This is a genomic window from uncultured Bradyrhizobium sp. (assembly GCF_936928535.1).
Classification (GTDB): Bacteria; Pseudomonadota; Alphaproteobacteria; order Rhizobiales; family Xanthobacteraceae; genus Bradyrhizobium.
This window is the reverse complement of the sequence record NZ_CAKZHY010000118.1, coordinates 38,714-64,345: the sequence shown is the minus strand read 5'-3', so window position 1 is coordinate 64,345 and position 25,632 is coordinate 38,714. Positions and strand designations below refer to the sequence as shown.

Sequence of the window (25,632 nt, the reverse complement as noted above, 5' to 3'; positions counted from 1 at the left end):
CTACTCCATGCGCTATAACAAATGAGCATAGGGGGCTGGCAATGTTTTCACAACGCCAGAGGATCGGCCGGCGTTATCTTAACAGCCGCTCAATACGGAAAACGCCATGAGTGAAGACCACCACAGCGAAGATTACGCCGACATCCGCGACGCCGTCGCAAAGCTCTGCGCGCAGTTTCCCGGCGAATACTGGCGCAAGCTCGATCGCGAGATGGCCTACCCCAAGACCTTCGTCGATGCGCTGACCGAGGCCGGCTATCTCTCGGTGCTGATCCCCGAGGAATATGGCGGCGCGGGGCTGAAGCTGTCGGCGGCGGCGGCGATCCTCGAAGAGATCCAGCGCGCGGGCTGCAATGGCGGCGGCTGCCACGCGCAGATGTACACGATGGGCACGGTGCTCAGGCACGGCAATGCCGAGCAGAAGGCAAAGTACCTGCCGAAGATCGCCAGCGGCGAATTGCGGCTGCAGGCATTCGGCGTCACCGAGCCGACCAGCGGCACCGACACCTCCTCGCTGAAGACCTTCGCGCGCAAGGAAGGCAACGACAGCTACATCGTCAACGGCCAGAAGATCTGGACCAGCCGCGCCGAGCATTCCGATCTGATGGTGCTGCTGGCGCGAACCACGCCGAAAGAGCAGGTCAAGAAGCGCACCGATGGGCTCTCGGTGTTCATCGTCGACATGCGCGAGGCCAAGAACAATGGCCTCGAGATCCGGCCGATCCGCACCATGATGAACCACGCCACCACGGAGGTCTTCTTTACCGACATGAAGGTGCCGGCGGAGAATCTGATCGGCGAGGAAGGCAAGGGCTTTCGCTACATTCTCTCAGGCATGAATGCCGAGCGCATCCTGATCGCCGCCGAATGCGTCGGCGATGCAAAGTGGTTCATTGCGAAAGCCACCAACTACGCCAAGGAGCGCAGCGTTTTCGGCCGGCCGATCGGGCAGAACCAGGGCATCCAGTTCCCGATCGCAAAGGCCTACGCCTCGATGCGCGCGGCCGAATTGATGGTGAAGGAAGCCACGCGCAAATACGAGGCCGGGCTCGACTGCGGCGCGGAGGCCAACATGGCCAAAATGCTGGCGGCGGATGCGTCATGGGAGGCGGCGAACGCCTGCATCCAGACCCATGGCGGCTTCGGCTTCGCCGAGGAATATGACGTCGAGCGCAAATTCCGCGAGACACGGCTGTATCAGGTCGCGCCGATCTCGACCAATCTGGTGCTGTCCTTCGTCGCCGAGCATGTGCTCGGCATGCCCCGCTCGTACTGAGGTCGCACCATGGGAGCATTGGACGGGATCAGGGTGATTGCGGTCGAGCAGGCGGTGGCGGCGCCGTTCTGCTCGTCGCGGCTGGCCGACGCCGGCGCCGAGGTGATCAAGATCGAGCGGCCGGAAGGCGATTTTGCCCGCGGCTATGACGCCGCGGCCAAGGGGCAGAGCAGCTATTTTGTCTGGCTCAACCGCGGCAAGCAATCGGCCGTGGTCGACCTCGCCACCAAGGAGGGCCGCGCCGAGCTGGAAAAGCTGATCGCGAGCGCCGACGTGCTGGTGCAGAACCTCAAGCCGGGCTCGATGGACAAGCTCGGCTTCTCGCGCGAGCGTTTGCTCAAGGACTATCCGAAGCTGATCTCGTGCACGATCACCGGCTATGGCGACGAGGGCCCCTACGCGCATCGCAAGGCCTATGATCTCCTGATCCAGGCCGAGAGCGGGCTTGCCTCGATCACCGGCAATCCCGACGGCGCTTCGCGCGTCGGCATGTCGATCGTGGATGTCGCGACCGGCGCCACCGCGCATGCGGCGATCCTGGAAGCACTGATCGCGCGCGGGCGCACCGGCAAGGGCTGTGACATCCGCATCTCCATGTTCGACGTGATGGCGGATTGGTGCACCGTGCCGCTGCTCAACGCCGAGGCCGGCAATCCGCCCAAGCGCATGGGGCTGCGTCATCCCTCGATCGCGCCCTACGGCGTGTTCACCTCGAAAGACGGCAAGGACATCCTGATTTCGATCCAGAGCGAGCGCGAATGGAAGACGCTCTGCGCCGAGGTGCTGGACCGGCCTGATTTGCCCAGGGATCCCCGCGTCGCCAACATGGTGGAGCGCGTGCGCAACCGCGATTTCACCGACACGACGGTTGCGGATATCTTCGGCAAGATGACGCGCGACGAGCTCTTGAAGCGGCTGTCGGACGCCGACATTGCGTTTGCGGAGGTCAACACCATGACCGATCTCACCAACCATCCGCATCTGCGTCGCATCGAGGTGAATACGCCGAACGGCCGCGTCAGCTATCCTGCGCCGGCGCCGATCATCGTCGGCGAGACGCGCACCTACGGCGCGGTGCCCGCGATCGGCGAAAGTCCCAAGAAGTAACAAGAGCAGGGCGTCATGACCGAGAAGCTCGACATCGATCACCTCAGGCAATGGATCGGCCGCAGCACGGAGGCGACCGACATCGTCACCGCGCAGCTCGTCATGGGGCTGCGCGCGACGCTGTTCCAGGATGTCGGCGAGCCGAAGGCGGGCGACGCTGCGCCGTTCACGGTGCATTGGTGCCTGGCGCAGCCGGTGTTCCCAATGTCGATGCTCGGGCCCGACGGCCACCCGACCCGCGGCGGCTTCCTGCCGCCGGTGCCGCTGCCGCGCCGGATGTGGGCCGGCGGCGAGATCGAGTTCCTGCAGCCGCTGCGTGTCGGCGACGCCTCGACCCGGACCTCGCGCATCGCCGACGTGCAGGTGAAGACCGGTTCGACCGGCACGCTGTGCTTCGTCTCGGTCGAGCACAGCATCTCCTCGCCGCGTGGCATCGCCATCCGCGAGCGGCAGGACATCGTCTATCGCGAGATGACGAGCAGCGCGCCCGCGACGGCCAAGGCCCCGCCGCCGCAGGCGCAGCACCGCGAGACCCATGTCAGCGATCCCGTGCTGTTGTTTCGGTATTCCGCGCTGACCTTCAACGGCCACCGCATTCATTACGACCGCGACTATGTCACCAAGGTCGAGGGCTATCCGGGTCTGATCTTCCACGGCCCGCTGCAGGCGGCGCTCATCGTCGAAATGGCGGCAAAACTGCACAGCGGCAAGCCGCCGAAGAAATTCACTTATCGCGGCGTGCAACCGTTGTTCGAGGGCACGGAGTTTTCCATCAACGCCAACGAGACCGAGGCGGGCATGGAGCTGTGGACCGCGAATGCGGAAGGGCAGCCGACGATGAAGGGCACGGCGGTGTGGTGATACGCTGCTACTAGACCCTCACCCTGAGGAGCGCGCCTCTTCGCGCGCGTCTCGAAGGGCGAGGCCACCAGCCGGGCCTTCATCCTTCGAGACGCGCGAAGACGCGCTCCTCAGGATGAGGAAATAAGAGGGGACGGAAACCAATGTCCAAGAACGGCAAGGCCGGCAGCAAGTCCGTCACCGTCAAGCAGGCGACGCTCGATTTGCTGCGCGCCTTCGGCATCAGGCGCGTATTCGGCAATCCCGGTTCGACCGAGCTGCCGTTCCTCTCCGACTGGCCCGACGATATCGACTATGTGCTGGCGCTGCAGGAAGCCTCCGCCGTCGGCATGGCGGACGGTTATGCGCAGGCGACCCGCAATGCGGGCTTCGTCAATCTGCATTCGGCGGCCGGTGTCGGCAATGCGCTCGGCAACATCTACACCGCGCATCGCAACCAGACGCCGCTCGTGATCACCGCGGGGCAGCAGGCGCGCTCGATCCTGCCGCTGCAGGCATTCCTCTACGCCGAACGCGCCTCGGAGTTTCCGCGGCCCTATGTGAAATACAGCGTTGAGCCGGCGCGGCCCGAAGACGTGCCCGCCGCGATCGCGCGGGCCTATTACACCGCGATGCAGCCGCCATGCGGGCCGACCTTCGTGTCGATCCCGATCGACGACTGGACGCACGCGACTGCACCGGTCGAGGCACGCAAGGTCAGCCGCGAGATCGGCCCCGAGCCTGAGGCGATGAAGGCGCTGGTCGCCGCACTCGCGACCGCAAAGCACCCTGCGCTCGTGGTCGGCCCCGGCGTCGATCGCGCCGGCGCGGTCGATCTGATGGTGCGCGTCGCCGAGAAGGCGAAGGCTAGCGTCTGGGTCAGCCCGTTCTCGGCGCGCTGCTCGTTCCCCGAGCGTCACCCGCAATTCGCAGGCTTCCTGCACGCCTCGCCGGCACAGCTGTCCGACGCGCTGCGCGCGCACGATCTCGTCGTCGTCATCGGCGCACCCGTGTTCACCTTCCACGTCGAAGGCCACGCTGCGATCTTCGATGGCGACGCCACGATCTTCCAGATCACGGATGATCCGGATGCGGCCGCGGTGACGCCATCAGGCACCAGCATCGTCGCGACGATGAAGCCGGCGCTGAGCGCGCTGCTCGACCTGCTGCCCGAAAGCAAACGCGCCACCCCAAAAGGCCGCACACTGCCGCCCGCGCCGCACGCCGCCGATCCACTGCCGGTCGAATTCCTGCTGCACGCGCTGTCCCAGGCGATGCCGGACGGAGCCTCACTCGTCGAGGAAGTGCCCTCACATCGGCCGGCGATGCAAAAGTTTTTGCCGATGCGCGGCCAGGACAGCTTCTACACCATGGCGAGCGGCGGTCTCGGCTATTCACTGCCCGCCGCCGTCGGCATGGCGCTGGGCAAGCCGAACAGCCGCACCGTGTGCCTGATCGGCGACGGCTCGGCGATGTACTCGATCCAGGCGCTGTGGACCGCCGCGCAGCGCAAGCTCCCGCTGACCATCGTCGTCATCAACAATTCCGGCTACGGCGCGATGCGCTCGTTCAGCCAGGTGATGCAGGTGCGCAACGTGCCGGGACTGGAGCTGCCGGGCATCGATTTCGTCAGGCTGGCCGAAGGCTTGGGCTGCCATGCCGTGCGCGTGAGCAAGGCGGCGGAGCTTGGCGAGGCACTGAAGAGCGAGATGGCGTACGAAGGCACGAGCCTTGTCGAGGTTGTCGTGGATTCGGCGGTGCCGGTGCTGTACGGGCAGAAGCATTAGGACGTCACGCCGCCAGGAATCCCCCGTCCGCCGCGAGCACGTGGCCAACCACATAGGACGACGCATCCGACGATAGCCACACCACGGCTTCCGCCACCTCCTCCGGCGTTCCCATCCGCCGCAGCGGCAATCCTGCACCGACCGTTGCGACGTCGCCGACGCCGGCGCGCAACATCATGTCGGTGACGACGCGGCCGGGTGCGACGGCGTTGATGCGGATGCCGCGCGGGGCGTTTTCCATCGCCGCCGAGCGCGTCAGCGAGATCGCGGCCGCCTTGGAAGCCGAGTAGAGCGAAAAGCCGGGATTGGGATTGCGCACGCCGCTGACAGAGGCGTTGACGACGATGCTGCCGCACCCTTTCGCCAGCATCGCCGGCAGTTGATGGCGCAGGCACAGAAACAGCGCGCGGACATTGGTGTCGAACACGCTGTCGTAGATGTCGGTGCCCTGCTCTTCCAGCGGCGCGCGGCGCTCCTGAAAGCCGGCATTGTTGAAGGCGACATCGAGCCGGCCGCTGCGTTCGGTCACCGTACGAACGAGCCGCGCGACGTCATCCTCCCGCGTGATGTCCGTCTGGACAGCAATCGCATCCGCACCGAGCTCGCGGCAGGCGGCTGCGGCCGCCTCGATCTCGGCCTCGCGCCGGCCTGCGACAATGACCGCCTCGGCGCCCTCAGCCGCCATCCGCAGCGCCGTGGCCCGGCCGATGCCGCTGCCACCGCCCGTGACGAGGCAGACCTTGCCCCTCATCCGTTCACCGGTTGGCAAAGTTCCGCTCATGGGCCACTCCAAAACGCTTGCGCGCGCCGTTGCACGCATATAGTTGTATGGTACAACTATATGCCGGGAGTCAAGATGGCTGAGCTCGCGCTGATCGACGACATCCGCGCCGCCTCGCGGTTGATGGTGCGCGAGCTCGGCTTCATGGACGCCACGGTGGCGGCCTCGGATTATCCGCCCTCGGCCGTGCACACCATTCTGGAGATCGGCATCCGCGGTCCGCTGACCTCCGGCGAGCTCGGCGATTTCCTGCGGCTGGAGAAATCCAGCGTCAGCCGCATGGTGCGCAAGCTGATCGATTGCGGCGAGCTGCGGGAGACGCCGGATGAGCTTGATGCCCGCAGCAAACTGTTGTCGTTGACGGCGAAGGGCCGGCGCACGCTGGAGGCCCTGCATGCGTTCGGCCGGCAGCAGGTCAGCGGTGCGCTGGCGAGGCTGACGGCGGCGGAGCAGCGCGCGGTGCGCGAGGGGATGATGCTTTATGCGCGGGCGTTGCGGCAGAGCCGCGCGGAGGGCGGGACGGGAGCGGCGGCGTAACGCCCTTTACTTCCCGAACTCCTCCCGCATCCTGGCCTGGATCTTGGCCATGCCGCCGATCCAGCGATCGTAATTCTCGGTCTTCTTGCGCATGTAGCCGAGCACCTGCGGGTGCGGCAGGATCAGGAAGGTTTCCTGATCCAGTCCGGCGAGCACGTCCTTTGCGACCTGCTCCGGCGTGAGGTCGCCGTCGCCGGATTGCGGGCCCTTGGGGATCGAGCGCAGCATGTTGGTGTCGACCCCCTGCGGGCAGAGGATCGAGACCTTGATGTTGTGGGCCTGGTGCGAGATCGCGAGATTTTCGGCGAAGCCGACCGCGGCGTGCTTGGTGGTGGAGTATGCGGGGCTACCGACCTGCGACAGCAAGCCCGCAGCCGAGATGGTGTTGAGGAAATAGCCACCGCCGCGCGCCTTCATGCGGGGCACGAGGTGCCGCGCCGCGTAGACATGCGCCATGACGTGGATCGCCCAGCTGCGCTGCCACGGCTCGTCCGAAGCGCCGCCGGCATTGACCGACATCGGATCGAAGCCGCCGCCGATGCCGGCATTTGAACAGAACAGATCAATAGGCCCGAACTGCCGCTCGGTCTCCTCGATGACGTGCGCGACCTCTTTCTCTTGCGCGACGTCGCATTTGAATGCCGCGCCGTCCACCGTCGCGGCAACGGCGCGCGCGTTGGCGGCATCCATGTCCGCGACCACAACCTTGGCAGCACCGGCCTTGCGAAAGGCTTCGCACAGCGCCTTGCCGATGCCATTGGCGCCGCCCGTGACGACCACGACCTTGCCGGTCACCTGCATGCGACGTCTCCTCATTTTTTATGTGATCTGCTTGTTTTGCCTTATCCCGCATCGCGGGACGTGCTCAGTTCAGCACGAGGTCGAGCACCGCGGTATAATGGCATGCCGCGCCGGCCAAGACAAAGCCATGCCAGATCGCGTTCTGGAAACGCAATCGCCGCCAGGCGTGGAAGATCACGCCAAAACTGTAGAGCAGGCCGCCCGCAAGGATGAACCCGAGCACCAGCGCGGGCAGCGCCTTGACCACGGGTCCATAGAGCATCACGCCGCTCCAGCCCATGACGAGATAGATGCCGACCGAGACACGATCAAACCGGCCGGGGCAGAAAAGTTTCAGCACGATGCCCAGAATCGCGACGCACCAGACGCCGGCGAGCAGCACCAGCGCGAACGCGCTGTCCCTCACCTCGAGGATGAATGGCGTGTAGGTCGCGGCGATCAGCAGATAGATCGCGGAATGGTCGAAGCGGCGCAGCAGCCATTTAGCGGGCGAGACCGGCCAGAGATTATAGGTCGCCGACAACACCAGCATCGAGAGCAGCCCTGCGACATAGATCGAGACGCCGACGATGTCGGTGGCGTCGGCATAAACAGCCGCCAGCACCACCAGCACGGTCGCGGCGATGATGCCGGCGAGCACGCCGACCCCGTGGACGATGCCATCGGCGATCAGCTCGGCACGGTCATAATTCCAGCGGATCGCGTCGGCCGCGGCGTGGACGGAAGTGGACGCAAGCTGTTTCAACGTGAACACGGTCATGGCAATCCGCAACGTAGGGCAATGCCCTCTTCTATAGGTCTTTTGGGACCCGCGCGTCGTTCAATCGGCTGATCGCCGACAAAGGCGGTGGAAGTATGAAGCTTGATTTTCCCCACTCAATTGCCACTTTTGTGAACGGCTTCACTGTTCCCCGCCCGAGATCACTCCCTTCAATGTCCCCGCTTTAAGTTAATATGGCATTCAGTTTCCAGGATATGGTTGAAGAGGCGCGCCTGTCGGCCCGGGCACTGATCGACTATGGCGAGCACTTCTTCAACCCGACGGTGCGGCTCGGTGTCACCGGCCTGTCGCGCGCCGGTAAGACCGTATTCATCACGGCGCTGATCCATGGGCTGACGCGCGGCGGGCGGTTTCCGGTGTTCGAGGCTTACTCATCGGGCCGGATCGCGCGGGCACATCTGGCGCCGCAGCCTGATGATGCCGTGCCGCGCTTTTCCTACGAGAGCCATCTGCGCGCGCTGATCGAGGAGCGGCGCTGGCCGAGCTCGACGGTCGACATCAGCGAGCTCCGTCTCGTCATCGACTACCAGCGTCAGAACGGCGCCGACCGCACGCTGACGCTCGACATCGTCGACTATCCCGGTGAATGGCTGCTCGATCTGCCGCTGCTTCAGAAAAGCTACGAGCAATGGGCGTCGGAGAGCCTGGCGCTGTCGCGCGAGACCCCGCGCGCGCATCTTGCTGCCGATTGGCACGCGCATCTGGCGACGCTGAAAGGCGACGCGCGCGAGGACGAGCAGGCGACGCTGACGGCTGCGAAGCTCTTCACCCAATATCTGCGCGCCTGTCGCGACGAGCGGTTTGCGATGAGCCTGTTGCCACCCGGCCGCTTCCTGATGCCCGGCAGTCTCGCCGATACGCCGGCGCTCACGTTCGCCCCGCTCGACGTGCCGCTTGGCGGACAGGCGCCCGAGGGATCGCTATGGGCAATGATGGTGCGGCGCTTTGAAGCCTACAAGGACATCGTGGTGCGCCCGTTCTTTCGGGATCATTTCGCCCGGCTCGATCGCCAGATCGTGCTGGCCGATGCGCTCGCCGCATTCAACTCGGGGCCAGAAGCGCTGCACGATCTTGAGGCGGCGCTATCAGGCATTCTCGATTGCTTCAACATCGGCCGCAGCACCTTTCTCTCCAGCCTGTTCAGGCCGCGCATCGACCGCATCCTGTTCGCGGCGACGAAGGCGGATCACCTGCATCATTCAAGCCACGACCGTCTCGAGGCCGTGCTGCGCCGCGCGGTTACACGCGCCGCGGCGCGCGCGGAAGACACCGGCGCGCAGATCGACGTCGTCGCACTCGCGGCCGTCCGCGCCACCCGCGAGGCGCAGGTTGCGCATGGCCGCGACAGATTGCCCTCGATCGTGGGCACGCCGGCTGCCGGCGAAAGTGCGAATGGCGAGTTCTTCGACGGCAACACGGAAGTCGCGACCTTTCCCGGAGACCTGCCGCTGGATCCCGAACCGCTGTTCAACGGCTCGGATGCGTTTCGCGGATTGTCGACGCAAGCCGCCGAAAAGAGCGATTTCCGCTTCCTGCGCTTCCGCCCGCCCAAGCTCGAACGCGAGGGGACCGAAGAGCCCGCACTGCCACACATCCGCCTCGACCGTGCCTTGCAGTTCCTGATCGGAGACAAGCTCGCATGAACGACCGATCCCAGCGGCGGCCGGCAACCTTCCGGCTCGACGATCCCGGCGTCGTCGTCACCGAAGCCGACGAGACCAGCCGGCTCGGCCGCGCCACGATCCAGATCACGCCGGAGCATGATCCCCAAGCGTTGCCGGTGCCGATTGCAGCAGTATTGCCTGCGCGGCGGCGCTTCCGCTGGGGCACGCTGTTCTGGTCGGGCCTTGGCGGACTGACGCTGCTTGGCACCGGGCTTGGCGTGGTGCATCTGATCGAAGATCTGTTCGCGCGTAGCGAAACGCTCGGCTTCGTCGGCCTCGCCTTTGCTTTCGTCACTGCCCTGGCGCTTGCGGTCGTGCTCGGACGCGAGGCGCTTGGGCTGGCGCGCCTTGCGACTATCGAGAAACTGCATGCGCGCGCCGCCGCAGTCCTTGCCAGCGACGATCGCAAGGAGAGCCGCGTCATCGTGCGAGATCTGCTCAAGATCGCGCACCAGAACCCGCAGCTCGCGCGCGCCCGTGCCACGCTGGAGAGCCACACCGGCGAGATCATCGACGGCGCCGACATGATCAGGCTTGCGGAGCGCGAGCTGATGTCGCCGCTGGATGCCGAGGCACGGCGGCTGGTGTCGTCAGCGGCGCAAAAAGTCTCGATCGTCACGGCGGTCTCGCCTCGCGCCGCGATCGACGTGCTGTTCGTGTTCGTCGCGGCGGTGCGGCTGATCCGCCAGCTCGCTTATCTCTATGGCGGCCGCCCCGGCGCGCTCGGCATGATCCGCCTGCTCCGCCACGTCATCGCCCATCTCGCCATTACCGGCGGCATGGCCGCGAGCGACAGCCTGGTGCAACAGATGCTCGGTCACGGCATCGCGGCAAAGCTGTCGCAGCGGCTCGGCGAAGGCGTGCTGAACGGACTGCTGACGGCGCGGCTGGGATTGGCGGCGATCGATGTGACGAGGCCACTGCCATTTGCGGCGCTGCCGCCGCCAAAACTGTCGGATCTCGCGACGGATCTGCTGCGGAAGAAAGAGGACGAGGAGTAGGGCTCTCCGCGCGCTCGCTGCACCCTCTCCCCTTGCAGGAGAGGGTGGCTCGCCGCGAACCGGCGAGACGGGTGAGGGGTATTTGTCCTCACGAACAGCATTGCGAGTGGAAAGAACCCCTCATCCGGCGCTTCGCGCCACCTTCTCCCACAAGGGGAGAAGGAAAGACGCCCGCGCTTGCCGCGCTCAGCCGTACACGCGCATTTCAAACTCCCCCGCCAGCACCCGCCATTGAAACAGCGGCGAGTCCCTTGGCGGGTTGAGTTCCGGAGTCCATCCGGAGAGCTTTTCCAGGACGTAAGTATCGGTCACAACGCCGCGCCAGCGGCGCTCGACCAGGCCGAGTTGCTCACGCTTGGCGGGGATCATCTGCCACAGCGCCGTCCGATCATCGGATTGACGCCCGATGAATAGTCCTGCGTGCCCCCTGATCCTGTCCATGCCGGGATCGCGGAAATCCTGGAAGCGGCCGCGTTCATTGATTTCGACCACGGGCACTCGGTCACGAAACACCCAGCGCATCATGGCATAGGTGCGGTAATCGCCGGTCGCGATCCAGGTCGCGCCGGTCTCGTCCAGCGCGGCCTGTGCGCGCGCCGCCACCTGCTCGAAGCCGGCTTCGGCGCCGATCGGATCCAACCTGCCGAAGAAGTTCCAGGGCGCGGCGACGTAATAGAGGAACACGATCACGACGAAGGCGATCCCCGACACCAGCGCCGTATTCATCCAGAAGACGCTCGAACGGAGCATCCGGGCCGACCAACCGTCTCTCCGCATCAGCACGAGATTCACGGCAGCGGCCGCGAAGCCGGTCGGCCACATGAACATCGGCCAGGTATCGCCAACCCGGAGCGTCAATGACTTGACCAGGAAATAGACGAACGGCACCAGCACCGCCGTCGACAGCAGGATCCCCACCGGCTCGCGCGAGCGATAGCCGCGCCACGCCGTCATCACCAGGCCCGACAGCACCACCGGCAGCATGACGAAACCGACGAGGCCGAATTGCAGGCCGATATAATCGCCGAGGGTACGCAGCGAGATGCCATAATTGGTGGTGGCGCGCACGCCCTGGAAACGGAACGAGGCCCAGTCATGCTGCGCGTTCCAGATCAGCACCGGCGAGAACACGGCGATTGCGATCAGCAGCGCAAGGTACGGATACGGGCTGCGCAGCCAGCGCCAGCGCCAATCCGGCACCAGCAGAAAGGCGGCGACGGCGGGTGCAAACATGACGACGGTGAATTTCGACAGCAGCGCCAGGCCGGCGAAAAGGCCGGCCGCGAGCCACCAGTGTCCATCGTCGCTTTGCGCAAGACGCACCAGCGACCAAGTCATCGCCATCGCGAACGGGATCATGGCGACGTCGGGCGCGACCTTGGCCATCAACAGGCCGTAATAGAGCGCGGCCTCCGGCATCAGCACCGCAATCGCGATCGCGCGCGCATCGTGGGTCAGGCGGCGAACGATGTCGGCGAGCAGGCACTGCGTCACCAGCATCGCGACGATGCCGCCGAAGCGGACGCCCAGCACCGTGTCACCGAAAATGAAGGTGCCGAACCGGATGAGCCAGGCGATGCCGGGCGGATGATCGAGGAAGCTGAGCGCCCCCTCCTTCGACCAGGTCCAGTAATAGGCCTCATCGGTGCGCAGATCGATGGCCGAGGCATAGACGATGCGGAGCGCGGTCATCGCGGCGATCACCAGCCCGGCCACAACGAGCGGCCGGCGCGATGCGCCGTCGGATTTCGCGGTGATGTCAGGAGCGAGCGTCACGGCCGCGCTTTTCCCCGACTTGGGAGGGGGAGTCAATGTGGCGGCAAACTCTCTGCCCGTCGTCCCGGCGAAGGTCGGGACCCATAACCACAGAAAGTCGTTTGACGACGGCTCGTGGTTGATATCTCGCGCCAAACGCCTCCCTGTGGTTATGGATCCCGGATCGGCGCGCGCTTATGGCGCGCTTGTCCGGGACGACGCCGGAGGTCCTACGGAAACTTGCCGTTACGGTAACCTTGCCGCCGATGTGATCGGAGGCGCGGTTCACGGGCGGAATTTAACTCTCCGCTGGCTGTTCTCCTCAGTGAACTGGTACAACCGAATCATGGCCGCCACCGCACTTGCACGATTGCCCGAACTCGTCCGTTCGACCAGCGCACGGCAGGTGCGACTGGTCTGCGGCGTCATCCTGTTTGCTTACGTGGTCAGCCATTTCCTCAACCATGCGCTCGGCAACATCTCGGTCGATGCCATGCAGGTCGGGGTGTATTACCACACCGCGTTCTGGCAGTTCTTGCCCGTCGCGATCGTGTTCTATGGCGCGGCTTTCACCCATATGGGTCTCGGCATCTATGCGCTGTACCAGCGACGCCAGTTCCGCTGGCGGACGATCGAGCCGCTCCAGCTGGTGCTGGGCCTGAGCATCCCCGCGCTGGTGATGGCGCATGTGATCGGCATCCGGCTCGGACAGGTGCTTTACGACCACGAAAAACTCTATCCGCAGGAGCTTTATCTGTTCTTTGTGGTGGCGCCCGGCCGGCTCTGGACAATGACGATCCTGCTGATCGTCGCCTGGGTCCACGGTTGCATCGGGATCTATTTCTGGCTCCGGATGAAACCGTTCTTCACGCGCGCGGCACCCTATCTGCTCGCGGCCGCCGTGCTGATCCCGACGCTGGCGCTGCTCGGCATCTACCAGGGTGGCCGCAGTGTCGCAGCCGACAGCGAGGACAGCGACTGGCGGCGGCAGAATTACACGCAGCGCGAGGTCGGCACGTTCGCACAGGCCGATACGCTCGACCGCATCACCGGCGGACTGACGATGGGTTACTTCGGCCTGCTCGGCCTGGTGCTGATTTCGCGGGGCGTGCGCGGCTGGCGCGAGCGGCGCGGCGGCATGATCGCGCTGTCCTACGGCAACGGCAAGACAGTGCGCGTGCCCAAGGGCTTCTCCGTGCTGGAAGCGAGCCTGCGCCACAACGTGCCGCATGCTAGCGTCTGCGGCGGCCGCGCCCGCTGCTCGACCTGCCGCATCCGCATCATCGGCGACCACGGCGCCTTGCCCGAGCCCTCGCAGCGCGAGGCCTTCGTGCTGGCCCGGGTCGGTACCGCCGATCCCTCGATCCGCCTCGCCTGCCAGCTGCGGCCGAACTCCGATCTCTCCTTCTTCCAGCTGTTCATGCCGCAGATGCTGACTGCGGACGCCCATGCATCCTCGTCCACACGAATCGGCCAGGAGCGCTATCTCGTCAGCCTGTTCGTCGACATGCGCGGCTCGACGCAGCTTGCCGAGAAGCGGCTGCCGTTCGACACCGTCTTCATCGTCAATCGCTTCCTCAGCGCGGTGTCGCAGGCCGTGATCGAGAATGGCGGCCAACCGAACCAGTTCGTCGGCGACGGCATGCTGGCGCTGTTCGGCCTGACCTGCGATCCGAAAGAAGCCTGCCGGCAGGCGCTCAGGGCCGTCGCCAGCATTGCGACCCACGTGGACGAGCTGAACGAGCTCCTGAGCCACGATCTGCGTCAGCCGATCCGCTTCGGCATCGGCGTCCATGGCGGCGAGGTCATCATCGGCGACATCGGCTATCGCGACCACATCGTCTTCACCGCGCTCGGCGATGCCGTGAACGTTGCCGCCCGGCTCCAGGACATGACGAAGACGCTTCAATGCGAGGCGATCGTCTCCGACGAGGTCCGCCGCACCGCCGGTCTTCACGAAGCTGCGCTGCCGGAGCAGGAGGTTGCGATCCGCGGTCGCGACGAGCCGATGATGGTGCGTGTTATTGCGGATACCAGGACATTGTCCAAGCTCATCGCCGGCGGCGAACGCGTCGCGGCGTGATTCTAGGCCGCTCGGGCGGTGCACTCCCTCTCCCGCAAGCGGGGGAGGTGAGGAAAGAGTCTTCGCGCAACACCGGCCTGTTGCGGCGCAACGACATGGGCTTGCTGCGAAAGCACGAATTGACTTCGCCTCGTTCGTTGCGACAGATGAGCGCGGGTTCCGGTGATGACCGCGACTCAACGAAAAAGCTCCGGGAGGAGACCCGAATGTTCGACCGACGCGACCTGCTCAAAGGAGCGGGCCTTGCCGCACTGACGGCCACGCTGAATTCCACCAGGGCATTGGCACTCGACACCATCACCCTGCCCATGGGCAATGGCGAGCGGCCGCTGGTGAAATATCCGCAGAAGCGGCCGATGATCAGCTTGACCAGCCGGCCGCCGCAGCTCGAGACGCCGTTCGCGGTGTTCAACGACGGCCCGATCACGCCGAACAACGCGTTCTTCGTGCGCTATCACCTCGCCGGCCTGCCCTACGATCTCGACCCCGACAAGTTCACGCTCGAGATCAAGGGCAAGGTCGACAAGCCGCTGAAACTGTCGCTGAAAGACATCCGCAAGATGAAGGCGACCGAGATCGTCGCCGTCAATCAGTGCTCCGGCAACAGCCGCGGCTTCTCGGAGCCGCGCGTCGCCGGCGGCCAGCTCGCCAATGGCGCGATGGGCAACGCGCGCTGGCGCGGCGTCCCTCTGAAGACCGTGCTCGAAATGGCCGGCGTGCAGGCCGGCGCCAAGCAGGTCGTTTTCGGCGGCATGGATGGTCCGGTGAGCGACAAGACGCCCGACTTCGCCAAGGCGCTCGACCTCGATCACGCCACCGACGGCGAGGTGATGCTGGCCTATGGCATGAACGGCGACGATCTGCCGTTCCTCAACGGCTTCCCGCTGCGCCTGGTGGTGCCCGGCTATTACGGCACCTACTGGGTCAAGCACCTCAACGAGATCACCGTCATCGACAACGTCTTCGACGGCTTCTGGATGAAGAGCGCCTATCGCATTCCCGATACCCCGAACAATTCGATCGAGCCTGGCACGACGCCGAAGGCGACGATCCCGATCAACCGCTTCACCATCCGCTCCTTCATCACCAGCGTGACCGATGGCGCCAAGCTGAAGGCGGGACGCACGACGCTGCGCGGCATCGCCTTCGACAGCGGCAAGGGCATCAAGGACGTCCAGGTCTCCACCGATGGCGGCAAGACCTGGGCCTCGGCCAAGCTCGGCAAGGATCTCGGCAATTACTCGTTCCGCGAATGGAAGCTGCCAGTGAAGCTCGCGGCAGGCGAGGTCGAGCTCAAGGTGCGCGCCACCAGCAATTCCGGCGAAACGCAGCCGGACACGCCGCGCTGGAACCCGGCGGGTTATTTGCGCAACGTCGTCGAAACCACCCGCGTCCGCGTGGCCTGAGGAGAATTATCATGCAGCGCACCGTTCTCCTCGCCGCCACGCTTGCCGTCGTCGCAATGGTGGGTTCGGCCCTTGCCGCGCCGGTCAATTACAAGACGCCGGATGAGGTCGCGGCCTTCAAACCGGGGCCCAATCTCGAGGTGGTGCAGGGCAATTGCACCGCCTGCCACTCGTCCGACTACATCGCCACGCAGCCGCCGATGAAGGACAAGAAGGGCTTCTGGCAGGCCGAGGTGACCAAGATGATCAAGGTCTATGGCGCGCCGATCGACGATGCCGACGTCGGCAAGATCGTGGACTATCTGGCCGCGACTTATTGACAGGCTCAGGGCTCAACTGACCGCGAAACGGGCAAAACCGGCAAAACCGCCGCGAAGTTGAGCGAATTTCTGCGAAATGCGGATGTGGTTTGATCTACCAAGCCCGCCACATTCCGCGTATCCTATAGGACCGAACCGGCCGGTTGGCGGGGACTGGCGGTTCGTGATCTCGGAGGAAGACCCGCGGAGAAGCGTGATGGCTAAAGGTACGGTCAAGTGGTTCAACCCGACCAAGGGTTATGGATTTATCCAGCCTGCGTCGGGCGGCAAGGATGTGTTCGTGCATATCTCGGCAGTGCAGAAAGCCGGTCTGTCGTCCCTGAACGAAGGACAGACGGTGGAATACGAAGAGATCGCAAACCGGGGCAAGACCTCCGCAGAGAACCTCAAAGTATAAGCCGCCAGCTTTTGCTGCCTCCCGGATCTGTCCGGGAGTGAGGCCAAGAAAATTTCAGAAGACGATCCGTGCATTCGACGACAGGCGTTGCGACTGCACACGGTAGGCTATTTGCCTGGAGAGATCGCCCATCAACGCCGCAGCAATGACAATCGCGACCGCATGTGGTCAGCCCACCGGCAACGGTGCGTCGCGCTTGATCTCTTCCATCACCGCATAGGTCCGCGTCTCGCGCACGCCCGGCATCGACAGCAAGGTCTCGCCGAGGAAGCGCCGATACGCGGTCATGTCCGCCAGCCGCGCCTTCACCAGATAGTCGAAGCCGCCTGCAACCATGTGACACTCCAGCACTTCAGGCGCGAGTTTGACCGCGCCTGCAAAGCGCTCGAAATTGTCGGGCGTGGTCTTGTCGAGCAGCACCTCGACGAACACGAGCAGACCCAGGCCAAGCCGATGCGGATTGAGCCGCGCCCCATAGCCTTCGACGAAGCCCTCGCGCTGCAGCCGCTTCAGCCGCTCGCCGATCGAGGTCGGCGACAGACCGATGCGCTCGGCGAGCTCGACATTGGCGATCCGCCCGTCTTCCTGCAAAATTGAGAGGATTCTGCGGTCAAGTCGATCAAGTTCCATATTTTGTTCGGCCACTATGCTGATGATCTTCATTTTCTAAGGCAAAATGGCTATCTTGTCTATCGAACTACGGTCATGCGGGCTCTATCCTGAATCTCAGCCACAGGACACGCCATGCCGAACATCCCGCCGCCCTTCTCCGCCCCCTATGCCCCAGATGATGCCGACATCGCGGCGGGGCTGTTTCGATCTGCGCATCTCAGCCCCCCGCAGGAATCGCGGATCGACCGCACCGCGACGCGGCTGATCGAGGCGATCCGCAAACGCGACGACCGGCTCGGTGGCGTCGAGGACATGCTGCGCGAGTTCGCGCTGTCGACCAAGGAAGGTCTCGCGCTGATGGTGCTGGCGGAGGCGCTGCTGCGCGTGCCCGATGCCCGCACCGCCGATCAGTTCATCGAGGACAAGCTCGGCGAAGGCGACTTCATCCATCACGAGACCAAGTCCACCGCGTTTCTGGTCAATGCCTCGGCCTGGGCGCTCGGCCTGTCGGCACGGGTGATCCAGCCCGGCGAGACGCCCGACGGCACCATCGGTCGGCTGGTGAAACGGCTCGGCGCGCCCGCTGTGCGCACCGCCACGCGCCAGGCGATGCGGCTGATGGGCAATCATTTCGTGCTGGGCGAGACCATCGAGCAGGCGCTGGAGCGGGGCAGGCCGCGCTCCGGCGAGCGGCCGCGCTACTCCTTCGACATGCTCGGCGAAGGCGCGCGCACGGCTGAAGACGCCAAGCGCTATTTCGATGCCTATGCCAGCGCGATCGAAACCATCGGCAAGGCGGCAGGCCACCATCCCCTGCCCGATCGCCCCGGCATCTCCGTGAAACTCTCGGCGCTGCATCCCCGCTTCGAGGCGATCAGCCGCGATCGCGTGATGTCTGAGCTCGTGCCGCAACTGCTGGATCTTGCCCGCCGCGCCAAGACGTATGATCTCAACTTCACCGTCGATGCCGAGGAGGCCGACCGGCTGGAGCTGTCGCTCGACGTGATCGCGACCACGCTCGCCGATCCCTCGCTTGCAGCGTGGGACGGTTTTGGGCTCGCGATCCAGGCCTATCAGAAGCGCGCGAGCGCGGTGATCGAGTACATCCACGAGCTGGCGCGGACGCATGACCGCAAGCTGATGGTGCGGCTGGTCAAGGGCGCCTATTGGGACACCGAGATCAAGCGCGCCCAGGAGCGCGGGCTCGACGGCTATCCGGTGTTTTCGCGGAAGGCGATGACGGATCTGAACTACGTCGCCTGCGCATCCAAGCTCTTGAGTTTGCGACCTCGCATCTTCCCGCAATTTGCGACCCACAACGCCCTTACCGTCGCGACCGTGCTGGAGCTCGCCGGCGACAGCGGTGGCTTCGAGTTCCAGCGCCTGCATGGCATGGGCGAAGCGCTCTACGAGCAGCTCGCCAAGGATCATCCTGAGATCGCCTACCGCACCTATGCGCCGGTCGGCAGCCATCGCGATCTGCTGGCCTATCTCGTGCGACGCCTGCTGGAGAACGGCGCCAATTCGTCCTTCGTGGCGCAGGCGGCCGATTACCGCGTGCCGGTGCCGGCGCTGCTGAAGCGCCCGGTCCATCTCATCGTCCGTCCCGATCACGCGCATCACGCAAAAATTCCGCTGCCGGGCGATCTGTTCGCGCCGGAGCGGCATAATTCAGCCGGCATCGAATTCGGCGAACGCGCCGCGCTCGACCGGCTAGTGGCTGACGTCAAGATCGCGAGGCCAGATCTCAAGCCTGTCACGGATGCAACGCCCGACCAGGCGGGCGCCGCGATCGCGGCGGCCGGAGCGGGCTTTGCTGGATGGAGCCGGACGCCTGCGGCAACACGCGCGGCGGCGCTGGAGCAGGCCGCGCATCTCTTGGAAAGCCGCGGTGCGCATTTCATCGCGCTGTTGCAAGCCGAAGGCGGCAAGACCCTCGACGACGCGCTCTCCGAGCTGCGCGAAGCCGCCGATTTCTGCCGCTATTATGCCGCGCAGGGCCGAAAACTGTTCGGCGGCGAGACGGAGATGCCGGGCCCGACCGGCGAGAGCAACGCGCTCGCCCTGCGGGGCCGTGGCGTCTTCGTCGCGATCTCGCCGTGGAATTTTCCGCTCGCGATCTTCCTTGGCCAGGTCACGGCGGCACTGATGGCCGGCAACAGCGTGGTCGCAAAGCCCGCCGAGCAGACGCCGCGCATCGCGCGCGAGGCTGTCGCGCTGTTGCACGAGGCCGGCATCCCCAAAAGCGCACTGCATCTCGTCGCCGGCGACGGCCGCATCGGCGCAGCGTTGACCGCACACCCCGATATCGCGGGCGTCGTCTTCACCGGCTCGACCGAAGTCGCGCGCCACATCAACCGGACGCTTGCCGCCAAGGACGGACCGATCGTGCCGCTGACCGCCGAGACCGGCGGCATCAATGCGATGATCGCCGATGCGACCGCGCTGCCTGAGCAGGTCGCTGATGACGTCGTCACCTCGGCGTTCCGCTCCGCCGGCCAGCGCTGCTCGGCGCTTCGCCTCTTGTTCGTGCAGGAGGACGTCGCCGACCGCATGATCGAGATGATCGCGGGTGCCGCGCGCGAATTGAAGATCGGCGATCCTACTGACGTCGCGACCCATGTCGGTCCTGTCATCGATGCTGAAGCCAAGCAACGGCTCGACGCCCACATCGCGCGGATGAAGAACGAGGCGCGGCTGCACTTTGCCGGCACCGCACCGGAGGGCTGTTTCGTCGCGCCGCACATCTTCGAGCTCAAGGACGCAGGCCAGCTCACCGCGGAGGTGTTCGGACCGATCCTGCATGTGGTGCGCTACCGTGCCGAAACCCTCGAGCGCGTGCTGCAGGCAATCGCGCGCAGCGGTTACGGGCTGACGCTCGGCATCCACTCCCGCATCGACGACACCGTCGGGGCCATTATCGACCGCGTTCAGGTCGGCAATATCTACGTCAACCGCAACATGATCGGCGCCGTCGTCGGCGTGCAGCCGTTTGGCGGCCACGGCCTGTCCGGAACCGGCCCCAAGGCCGGTGGCCCGCATTATCTGACGCGCTTCGCCACCGAGCAGACCGTGACCATCAACACCGCCGCGGCCGGCGGGAACGCCGCCCTGCTCGCAGGCGAAGAGTGAGCCGCGCGAGCAGCGTTGCATCCCGCTGAAACATCAGTCTAATGCCTCCGCGAGTGGCCCGCGAAAATTCCAGCCGGCGGGAAACAACAAGAGCGAGGAGCAACGCCGCGATGGAAAAAGGCATTTTTGCAGGGCTGAAGGTTCTGGACTGCGCGAGCTTCATCGCGGCACCGGCGGCCGCCACCGTGCTGTCCGATTTCGGCGCCGATGTCATCAAGATCGAGCCACCCGGCGCCGGCGATCCCTACCGCAATCTGCCCAACCTGCCCGGCTATCCCACCGGCGAGCACAATTTCGCCTGGCTGCTCGAGGCCCGCAACAAGAAGAGCCTGGCGCTCGACCTCTCCAAGGCCGAGGCGCAGGCGGTGCTCTACAAGCTGGTCGAAGAGGCCGACGTCTTCATCACCAACATGCCGCCGCCGGTGCGCAACAAGCTCGGCATCGCCTACGACCATCTTGCCCATCTCAACGACCGGCTGATCTATGCCTCCTTCACCGGCTATGGCGAGAAGGGCGAGGAAGCCAACAAGCCCGGCTTCGACAGCAACGCCTATTGGGCACGCTCCGGCCTGATGGACCTCGTCCGCGCCGACACCGACACGACGCCGGCCCGCTCGGTCGCCGGCATGGGCGATCATCCCTGCGCCATGGCGCTGTACAGCGCGATCGTCACAGCGCTCTATCAGCGCGAGAAGACCGGCAAGGGCTCGCATGTCGCCTCCAATCTGATGGCCAACGGCGTGTGGGCGGCGAGCGTGCTGGCGCAGGCAAAACTCTGCGGCGCCAAGTTCAGCGAGCGGCGCCCGCGCGAGCGCGCGCTCAATGCAGTCGCCAACCACTACCAGTGCAAGGACGGCCGCTGGTTGATCCTCTCGCTGCTCAGCGAGGAGAAGCAGTGGCCAACGCTCGCCAAATGCCTGGGACGGGAGGACCTGATCAACGATCCGCGCTTTGCCACCAAGCCCGACCGTCACGCCCGCTCGGTCGAGCTCATCAAGATCTTTGACGAGACCTTCGCGACCAGGGATCTCGCCGAATGGCGCAAGATTCTCGATGGCAACGGGCTCGTCTTCGGCATCGTCGGCATCCTGGACGACATCCCGAATGACAAGCAGATGCTGGACAACGAGGTGCTGGTGCCGTTCGAGAACGACACCATGCTCACCATCAGCTCGCCGATCTGGATCGACGGCACCAAGAAGGTGCAGCCACGCAAGCCGCCCGGCGTCGGCGAGCACAGTGACGAGATTTTGCGTGGCGCGGGATACGACGAAGCCGCGATCAAGCAGCTGCGATCGAAGGGGGCGGTGGGGTAAGGAGCGCACTGCTCTAACCCCGTCATTGCGAGCGTAGCGAAACAATCCAGAATCCCACCGCGGATGCATTGCTGGATTGCTTTGCTACGCTCGCAATGACGAAGCGGAACGATGTAGTTTCCCTAACAACGTCCTGCATCCGCCGCCCGAGGTCCCATGCCCCGCTATCGCCTGCATTACTTCCCCGAATCCGGCAACAGCTACAAGCTGGCGCTGATGCTGACGCTTTGCGGCGAGACGTTCGAGCCTGTCTGGACCGATTTCGGCGGCGGCGTCACGCGCACGGCGGAATGGCGCCGGAGCGTGAACGAGATGGGCGAGATTCCCGTGCTCGAGGTCGGCGGCGTGAAGATGACGCAGACGGCCCCTCTCCTGCTCAGGCTTGCCGAACAGTACGGCCGTTTTGGCGCCGAGACCGAAGCCGAAAAATTCGAGCTGCTGCGCTGGCTGTTCTGGGACAATCACAAGCTCACCGGCTATATGGCGACCTATCGCTTCATGCGGGCCTTCACCGAAAAGAACGATCCGCAGGTGCTGAAGCATTTTCGCCGGCGGCTCGACGACTTCCTCGGCATTCTCGACGGCCATCTTCAGCACAATGCATTTGCGATCGGCGCCAGGCCGACCGTCGCCGACATCTCGATGATGGCCTATCTGCATTATCCCAAAGACGAGCACGGCTTCGATTTCGCGGCGAGCCATCCCGCCATCCATGCCTGGCTCGGCCGCATGGCCGCGCTCCCAGGCTGGAAGCCGGCGTATGAGCTACTTCCCGGGCAACGGATGACGAATTACGCGAAGTGAGGGTACGCGTTCTTCTCCCTCCCCCGTTCTTACGGGGAGAGGGTTGGGGTGAGGGGCATCTCTCCACACGTGAGATCGTCGCCGCACCTGTACCCCCTCACCCGGATCGCAAGAGCGATCCGACCTCTCCCCGCAAGCGGGGCGAGGTAAGGAAGATCACCTCAGCGCGAGCCAGCCGAGCGTGAACAGAATGCCGCCGATGATGACGACGACCGCGATCGCCCAAGTGCTGACGCGGACCCTGCCGGTCACCTGCTTGGCTTCTTCATTGCGCGCGATCTCGCGATTGCGCTCCTTGTTGGCTTCGCTGGTATCCGTCATGAATCATCCAAATCGCTTGTTGGCTGACGCATGACCTCCAGGTCATGCGCTAACGCGTCTTGATGAAGCACATGCCAATGCGGCTCGAGGCTGCCGCAGCCTGACAGGTGAGACCTTTAGCACAGGTCCATGACGTAAAACTCTTGTCGGCCGTTCCCGATCCCGCATTTTGCAGGGAACAATGCGCGCCCCAGCCGTCCTGATATTCGGTGCCGGCAAGCTCGGCACTGCCGCGCGTCTGTGGCCGGCTGGCAAATCCGCGTGAAAAATCAGGATGTTTGCCGGCGGCAAAGGCGGCGAGGATGTCGCGGCGGCGGAGCTGGTCGCCAAAGAAATGCGGCGAGGCCGGCACGATGGTGGCATTCGATGCCCCCTCCGTCAGCCAGTCCACGCCCGGAAAGTGAAAACCGCCGATGCCGCGGGTCTGGTGACAGCCCGAGCAGGTGACATCGTTGAGGCGGCGCTGGAAGCCCGCGACCGAGCGGATATTCTCCATGGTGATGCCGCGAGCGGCTGCCTGCTTCAGCGCGCCGATGACATCGTCGTCGGTGAAGACAGGGTCACTTTTGCCCTCGCCCTTGCCCTCCCCTTGCATCATCCCGAATTCGGGTTGCAACGTTGATGCATCCAGGCCCGCAGGTGTCGGTGCCACGGCGGCCTTTGCCGAAAACTTCTCCGGGATCAGCACGGTGCCGCGATCGAACTCGCGCAGATTGGCGGGCGTGAGCAGCCAGGCCTTGAAGTCGCGCCGGAGCGCGTCATCGGCCAGGATGCGGTCGCGGTCGATCTGGTTCTCCAGCGTCGATTCCGCGAACGTCCTGGTCGCGGGGTCGTATTTGAAAACCTTGAGCAGATAGTCGGAGCGGAAATCGTGCAGCGCCGATTTCGGTGCGATCGAGATCTGGATGTTGGTCTCGATGCGGTCGATCATCGCATCGTAGGGCGCAGTGCGGCTGCCGATCAGCTCCTGCCAGTCGCTGACGTCGAGCCAGCGCCGCGCCACCTCGGCGCAACTGACGGGCTTGCCGCTCCCATCGGTCTGATGCGGATCGCGCGCCTTGATGATCAGATTGAACGTCATCGGCAGGCACGCTGCGTGAGCGCGTCGCGATGCTGCTGCCGTCCGGCTTGGTCTCGAACCGCGCCAGGCGGTAGATCAGCCGGATCTCACCGCAAGCTTCTTCCGACACATAGGCGCGATCCATACGGTTGACGATGCCGGCAAGCACGAAGCGTGTATTGTCGGATTTCAGGTTGCCGCGATCGAATAGCTGGACGTCGAAACCTTCGCCGACGCCGATGGTCTCGCTCGGCGAGGCCTGCTTGTGCTGCGCGATGTAGCGATCGAACTCCGCATCGATCGCCGGCGGAATTTCCCTGAGCTGCGGCAAGGATGCGAACAGCAGGTCGCTCGTCAGCGGAACATTGTCGTTCCGCTCGGGCTGCAACAGGCGCGAGATTGACAGCGCATCGCTCCGGTCGAGCTTACGCAGCAGATCAGGATCGGTGATCGCGGTGCCGCGCGCGAGCGGTGCATTCTCCGCTGCCCAGAGCGACATGACGCTGCCCAACAACAGCATGGCAGCCAGGAGAATTCGCAGCGCGCGGCTCATGCCTCCACTAACACCGCGCCTGACAGTCTATTCAAGTAAAAAGGCGCTTCACACGGTGGTGAAGCGCCTGTTCTGAAGTCGTGTGTTTGACGCTCAGCGCGCGACGATCAGGCCCCTGGGCGTGACGACCACCCAGCGGCCGTCCTGGCGCCGGATCGCATCGACGCGGCCGAGGCCGGGGATGGGATCGCCGGCATAAACTTCGTAAAGACCTCCACGACCCTCGATCAGCGCACCGCCATTGGCGACGTCACGGAGCCTCCAGCCATCGATCGTCGGCAGGCGGCCGACTTCGGTTTTGGGCGCGGCCGGCGCCGGGGCCGGCGCAGCAGCGGCCGCCGTGACCTGGGTCGGGGCCGGCGCAATCGTGCCGGTGGTCTCCTTCGCGGGCACTGCTGCGGCGGCCTGCGCGGGAGCAGCGGCCGGCGGCGTGGCGCGGAGCTTGTCGACGGTCTCAGACAGTTTTGCCAGCCTGGCCAACGGTTCGGCCTGCGCCTTCTCGAGCTTGTCGAGACGATCGTTGGCGCGGTTGAACTGGTTGAGGCCGGTCTTCGAGGTGTGCTCGACATTGGCCTTGAGCGCAACGATGTCGGCATCGATCCGGGCGACGGAGGTGTCCAGCGCGCTGGTATCGGCGACCTGGGCCGGCGCCGGGCTCGCCGCGAAATGCATCATGCCGGCGGTCGCAAGCGCGCCGCTGATGGCGCCGACGCAAGCCGCGATCGCCACGACCGCGGCCATCGCCGACAGGCGGCGCTTGCTGCCGGTGTCACGGACCTCGTCGGCCTTGATATGCGGGGCGTATTCTTCGCGGTCCCAGGACCGCGCCGAGGGCGCCATCACGATGAGCTTGCCGGGCTTTGCCTCTGCTTTGGGCTCGGGCTTCGGTTCGGCTTTAGCTTCGAACTTTGGAACCACGATGCTTGGCGGCTCGACCTTCGGGGCATCCGCCTTAACCGCATCAGGCTTGGGCAGCGTCTCATGGTCGGGGGCTATCGAGGGGGCCTCGAAGCCGGCGGCGGCGTCAACGGCGCCAGTCCGGTCGTTCGTCCGGTCATCAGTCTCTTGGCCGGCCAGGTCGGACATTGGTTCGCTCACGGCTCAAATACTCCAGTCTGGGTTGACCTTTTGGTAACTTTCATTGCTTGCGAATTCCTTACCTCGGGACCCGCTTACCGAAATTTTAGGAACTCGTCCGAGGCCGAATTGGGTCGGGAAAGTGGAACCGGCGTGGCGCCGTGCAACAAATTGTCAGCGGATGCTGCTCTGCGGCAGGCCCGCCCCTTAGCCGAAGGCGT

21 protein-coding genes and 1 pseudogene are annotated in these 25,632 nt (G+C 64.9%); 14 read left to right on the top strand and 8 right to left on the bottom strand.

Features of this window, described 5'->3' with window-relative positions; all coding sequences use genetic code 11:
• Positions 1-106 precede the first annotated feature (106 nt).
• The 4 genes from Q0687_RS23910 to mdlC all read left to right on the top strand — a co-directional run bounded on the left by Q0687_RS23910 (position 107) and on the right by mdlC (position 5,010).
• Positions 107-1,276 carry an acyl-CoA dehydrogenase family protein gene (locus Q0687_RS23910; protein ID WP_298882233.1) on the top strand — a complete coding sequence of 390 codons (1,170 nt, stop codon included), beginning with the start codon at positions 107-109 and terminating at the stop codon, positions 1,274-1,276.
• A gap of 9 nt (positions 1,277-1,285) precedes the next feature.
• Complete coding sequence (locus Q0687_RS23905) at positions 1,286-2,383, top strand: CaiB/BaiF CoA-transferase family protein (protein ID WP_298882230.1); 1,098 nt, start codon at positions 1,286-1,288, stop codon at positions 2,381-2,383.
• 15 nt (positions 2,384-2,398) lie between these two features.
• Complete coding sequence (locus tag Q0687_RS23900; RefSeq protein ID WP_298882228.1) at positions 2,399-3,244, top strand: MaoC family dehydratase N-terminal domain-containing protein; 846 nt, start codon at positions 2,399-2,401, stop codon at positions 3,242-3,244.
• A 143-nt stretch (positions 3,245-3,387) separates the two neighbouring features.
• Positions 3,388-5,010, top strand: coding sequence for a benzoylformate decarboxylase (gene mdlC, locus Q0687_RS23895; RefSeq protein WP_298882225.1), 1,623 nt, complete (start codon positions 3,388-3,390; stop codon positions 5,008-5,010).
• Between the two features lie 4 nt (positions 5,011-5,014).
• Here the strand turns inward: mdlC and Q0687_RS23890 are convergent, their stop codons facing one another.
• A complete protein-coding gene (locus tag Q0687_RS23890; protein WP_298882222.1) occupies positions 5,015-5,791 on the bottom strand; it encodes a glucose 1-dehydrogenase in 777 nt (258 codons plus the stop codon).
• A 75-nt stretch (positions 5,792-5,866) separates the two neighbouring features.
• Here Q0687_RS23890 and Q0687_RS23885 point away from each other — a divergent pair, with 75 nt between their 5' ends.
• Positions 5,867-6,328: a MarR family transcriptional regulator gene (locus Q0687_RS23885; RefSeq protein ID WP_298882219.1), complete on the top strand. Its 462-nt coding sequence runs from the start codon at positions 5,867-5,869 to the stop codon at positions 6,326-6,328.
• 6 nt (positions 6,329-6,334) lie between these two features.
• Here Q0687_RS23885 and Q0687_RS23880 read toward each other — a convergent pair whose 3' ends face one another.
• Positions 6,335-7,129: an SDR family oxidoreductase gene (locus tag Q0687_RS23880; protein WP_298882216.1), complete on the bottom strand. Its 795-nt coding sequence runs from the start codon at positions 7,127-7,129 to the stop codon at positions 6,335-6,337.
• Between the two features lie 64 nt (positions 7,130-7,193).
• Positions 7,194-7,889, bottom strand: a complete 696-nt coding sequence (locus Q0687_RS23875; RefSeq protein WP_298882213.1) for a hemolysin III family protein — start codon at positions 7,887-7,889, stop codon at positions 7,194-7,196.
• A gap of 194 nt (positions 7,890-8,083) precedes the next feature.
• Between Q0687_RS23875 and Q0687_RS23870 the strand changes: the two genes are divergently transcribed.
• Complete coding sequence (locus Q0687_RS23870) at positions 8,084-9,553, top strand: YcjX family protein (protein WP_298882210.1); 1,470 nt, start codon at positions 8,084-8,086, stop codon at positions 9,551-9,553.
• Complete coding sequence (locus Q0687_RS23865; RefSeq protein WP_298882207.1) at positions 9,550-10,575, top strand: TIGR01620 family protein; 1,026 nt, start codon at positions 9,550-9,552, stop codon at positions 10,573-10,575. Before Q0687_RS23870 ends, Q0687_RS23865 begins: the two co-directional genes overlap by 4 nt.
• A 186-nt stretch (positions 10,576-10,761) precedes the next feature.
• Here Q0687_RS23865 and Q0687_RS23860 read toward each other — a convergent pair whose 3' ends face one another.
• Positions 10,762-12,267 carry a glycosyltransferase family 39 protein gene (locus tag Q0687_RS23860; RefSeq protein ID WP_298882250.1) on the bottom strand — a complete coding sequence of 502 codons (1,506 nt, stop codon included), beginning with the start codon at positions 12,265-12,267 and terminating at the stop codon, positions 10,762-10,764.
• A 409-nt stretch (positions 12,268-12,676) separates the two neighbouring features.
• Between Q0687_RS23860 and Q0687_RS23855 the strand changes: the two genes are divergently transcribed.
• The 4 genes from Q0687_RS23855 to Q0687_RS23840 all read left to right on the top strand — a co-directional run bounded on the left by Q0687_RS23855 (position 12,677) and on the right by Q0687_RS23840 (position 16,536).
• Positions 12,677-14,413, top strand: coding sequence for an adenylate/guanylate cyclase domain-containing protein (locus Q0687_RS23855; protein WP_298882204.1), 1,737 nt, complete (start codon positions 12,677-12,679; stop codon positions 14,411-14,413).
• A gap of 206 nt (positions 14,414-14,619) precedes the next feature.
• Positions 14,620-15,819 (top strand): molybdopterin-dependent oxidoreductase, encoded by a 1,200-nt coding sequence (locus tag Q0687_RS23850; RefSeq protein ID WP_298882201.1) that lies wholly within the window; start codon positions 14,620-14,622, stop codon positions 15,817-15,819.
• An 11-nt stretch (positions 15,820-15,830) separates the two neighbouring features.
• Entirely contained in the window at positions 15,831-16,139 is a 309-nt protein-coding gene (locus tag Q0687_RS23845) for a cytochrome c (protein WP_298882198.1), read from the top strand.
• A 196-nt stretch (positions 16,140-16,335) separates the two neighbouring features.
• The gene (locus Q0687_RS23840; RefSeq protein WP_008134691.1) at positions 16,336-16,536 is read left to right on the top strand and encodes a cold-shock protein; all 201 of its coding nucleotides are present in this window, start codon (positions 16,336-16,338) and stop codon (positions 16,534-16,536) included.
• A gap of 168 nt (positions 16,537-16,704) precedes the next feature.
• On the opposite strand, the gene Q0687_RS23835 is transcribed toward Q0687_RS23840, so the two are convergent.
• Entirely contained in the window at positions 16,705-17,166 is a 462-nt protein-coding gene (locus Q0687_RS23835; protein ID WP_298882177.1) for an Lrp/AsnC ligand binding domain-containing protein, read from the bottom strand.
• 114 nt (positions 17,167-17,280) lie between these two features.
• Between Q0687_RS23835 and putA the strand changes: the two genes are divergently transcribed.
• From putA to Q0687_RS23820, 3 genes are all read left to right on the top strand, one after another.
• A complete protein-coding gene (gene putA / locus Q0687_RS23830; protein ID WP_298882176.1) occupies positions 17,281-20,280 on the top strand; it encodes a bifunctional proline dehydrogenase/L-glutamate gamma-semialdehyde dehydrogenase PutA in 3,000 nt (999 codons plus the stop codon).
• Between the two features lie 110 nt (positions 20,281-20,390).
• Complete coding sequence (locus tag Q0687_RS23825) at positions 20,391-21,596, top strand: CoA transferase (RefSeq protein WP_298882174.1); 1,206 nt, start codon at positions 20,391-20,393, stop codon at positions 21,594-21,596.
• Positions 21,597-21,752: 156 nt separating this feature from the next.
• On the top strand, positions 21,753-22,400 hold the full coding sequence (locus Q0687_RS23820) for a glutathione S-transferase family protein (protein ID WP_298882172.1): 648 nt from the start codon (positions 21,753-21,755) through the stop codon (positions 22,398-22,400).
• 156 nt (positions 22,401-22,556) lie between these two features.
• On the opposite strand, the gene Q0687_RS23815 is transcribed toward Q0687_RS23820, so the two are convergent.
• The 3 genes and pseudogenes from Q0687_RS23815 to Q0687_RS23805 all read right to left on the bottom strand — a co-directional run bounded on the left by Q0687_RS23815 (position 22,557) and on the right by Q0687_RS23805 (position 25,420).
• Positions 22,557-22,721 carry a hypothetical protein gene (locus tag Q0687_RS23815; protein WP_298882170.1) on the bottom strand — a complete coding sequence of 55 codons (165 nt, stop codon included), beginning with the start codon at positions 22,719-22,721 and terminating at the stop codon, positions 22,557-22,559.
• A 49-nt stretch (positions 22,722-22,770) separates the two neighbouring features.
• A pseudogene (locus Q0687_RS23810) lies at positions 22,771-24,334 on the bottom strand (hypothetical protein).
• Between the two features lie 93 nt (positions 24,335-24,427).
• Complete coding sequence (locus tag Q0687_RS23805) at positions 24,428-25,420, bottom strand: hypothetical protein (RefSeq protein WP_298882168.1); 993 nt, start codon at positions 25,418-25,420, stop codon at positions 24,428-24,430.
• Positions 25,421-25,632: the final 212 nt, after the last annotated feature.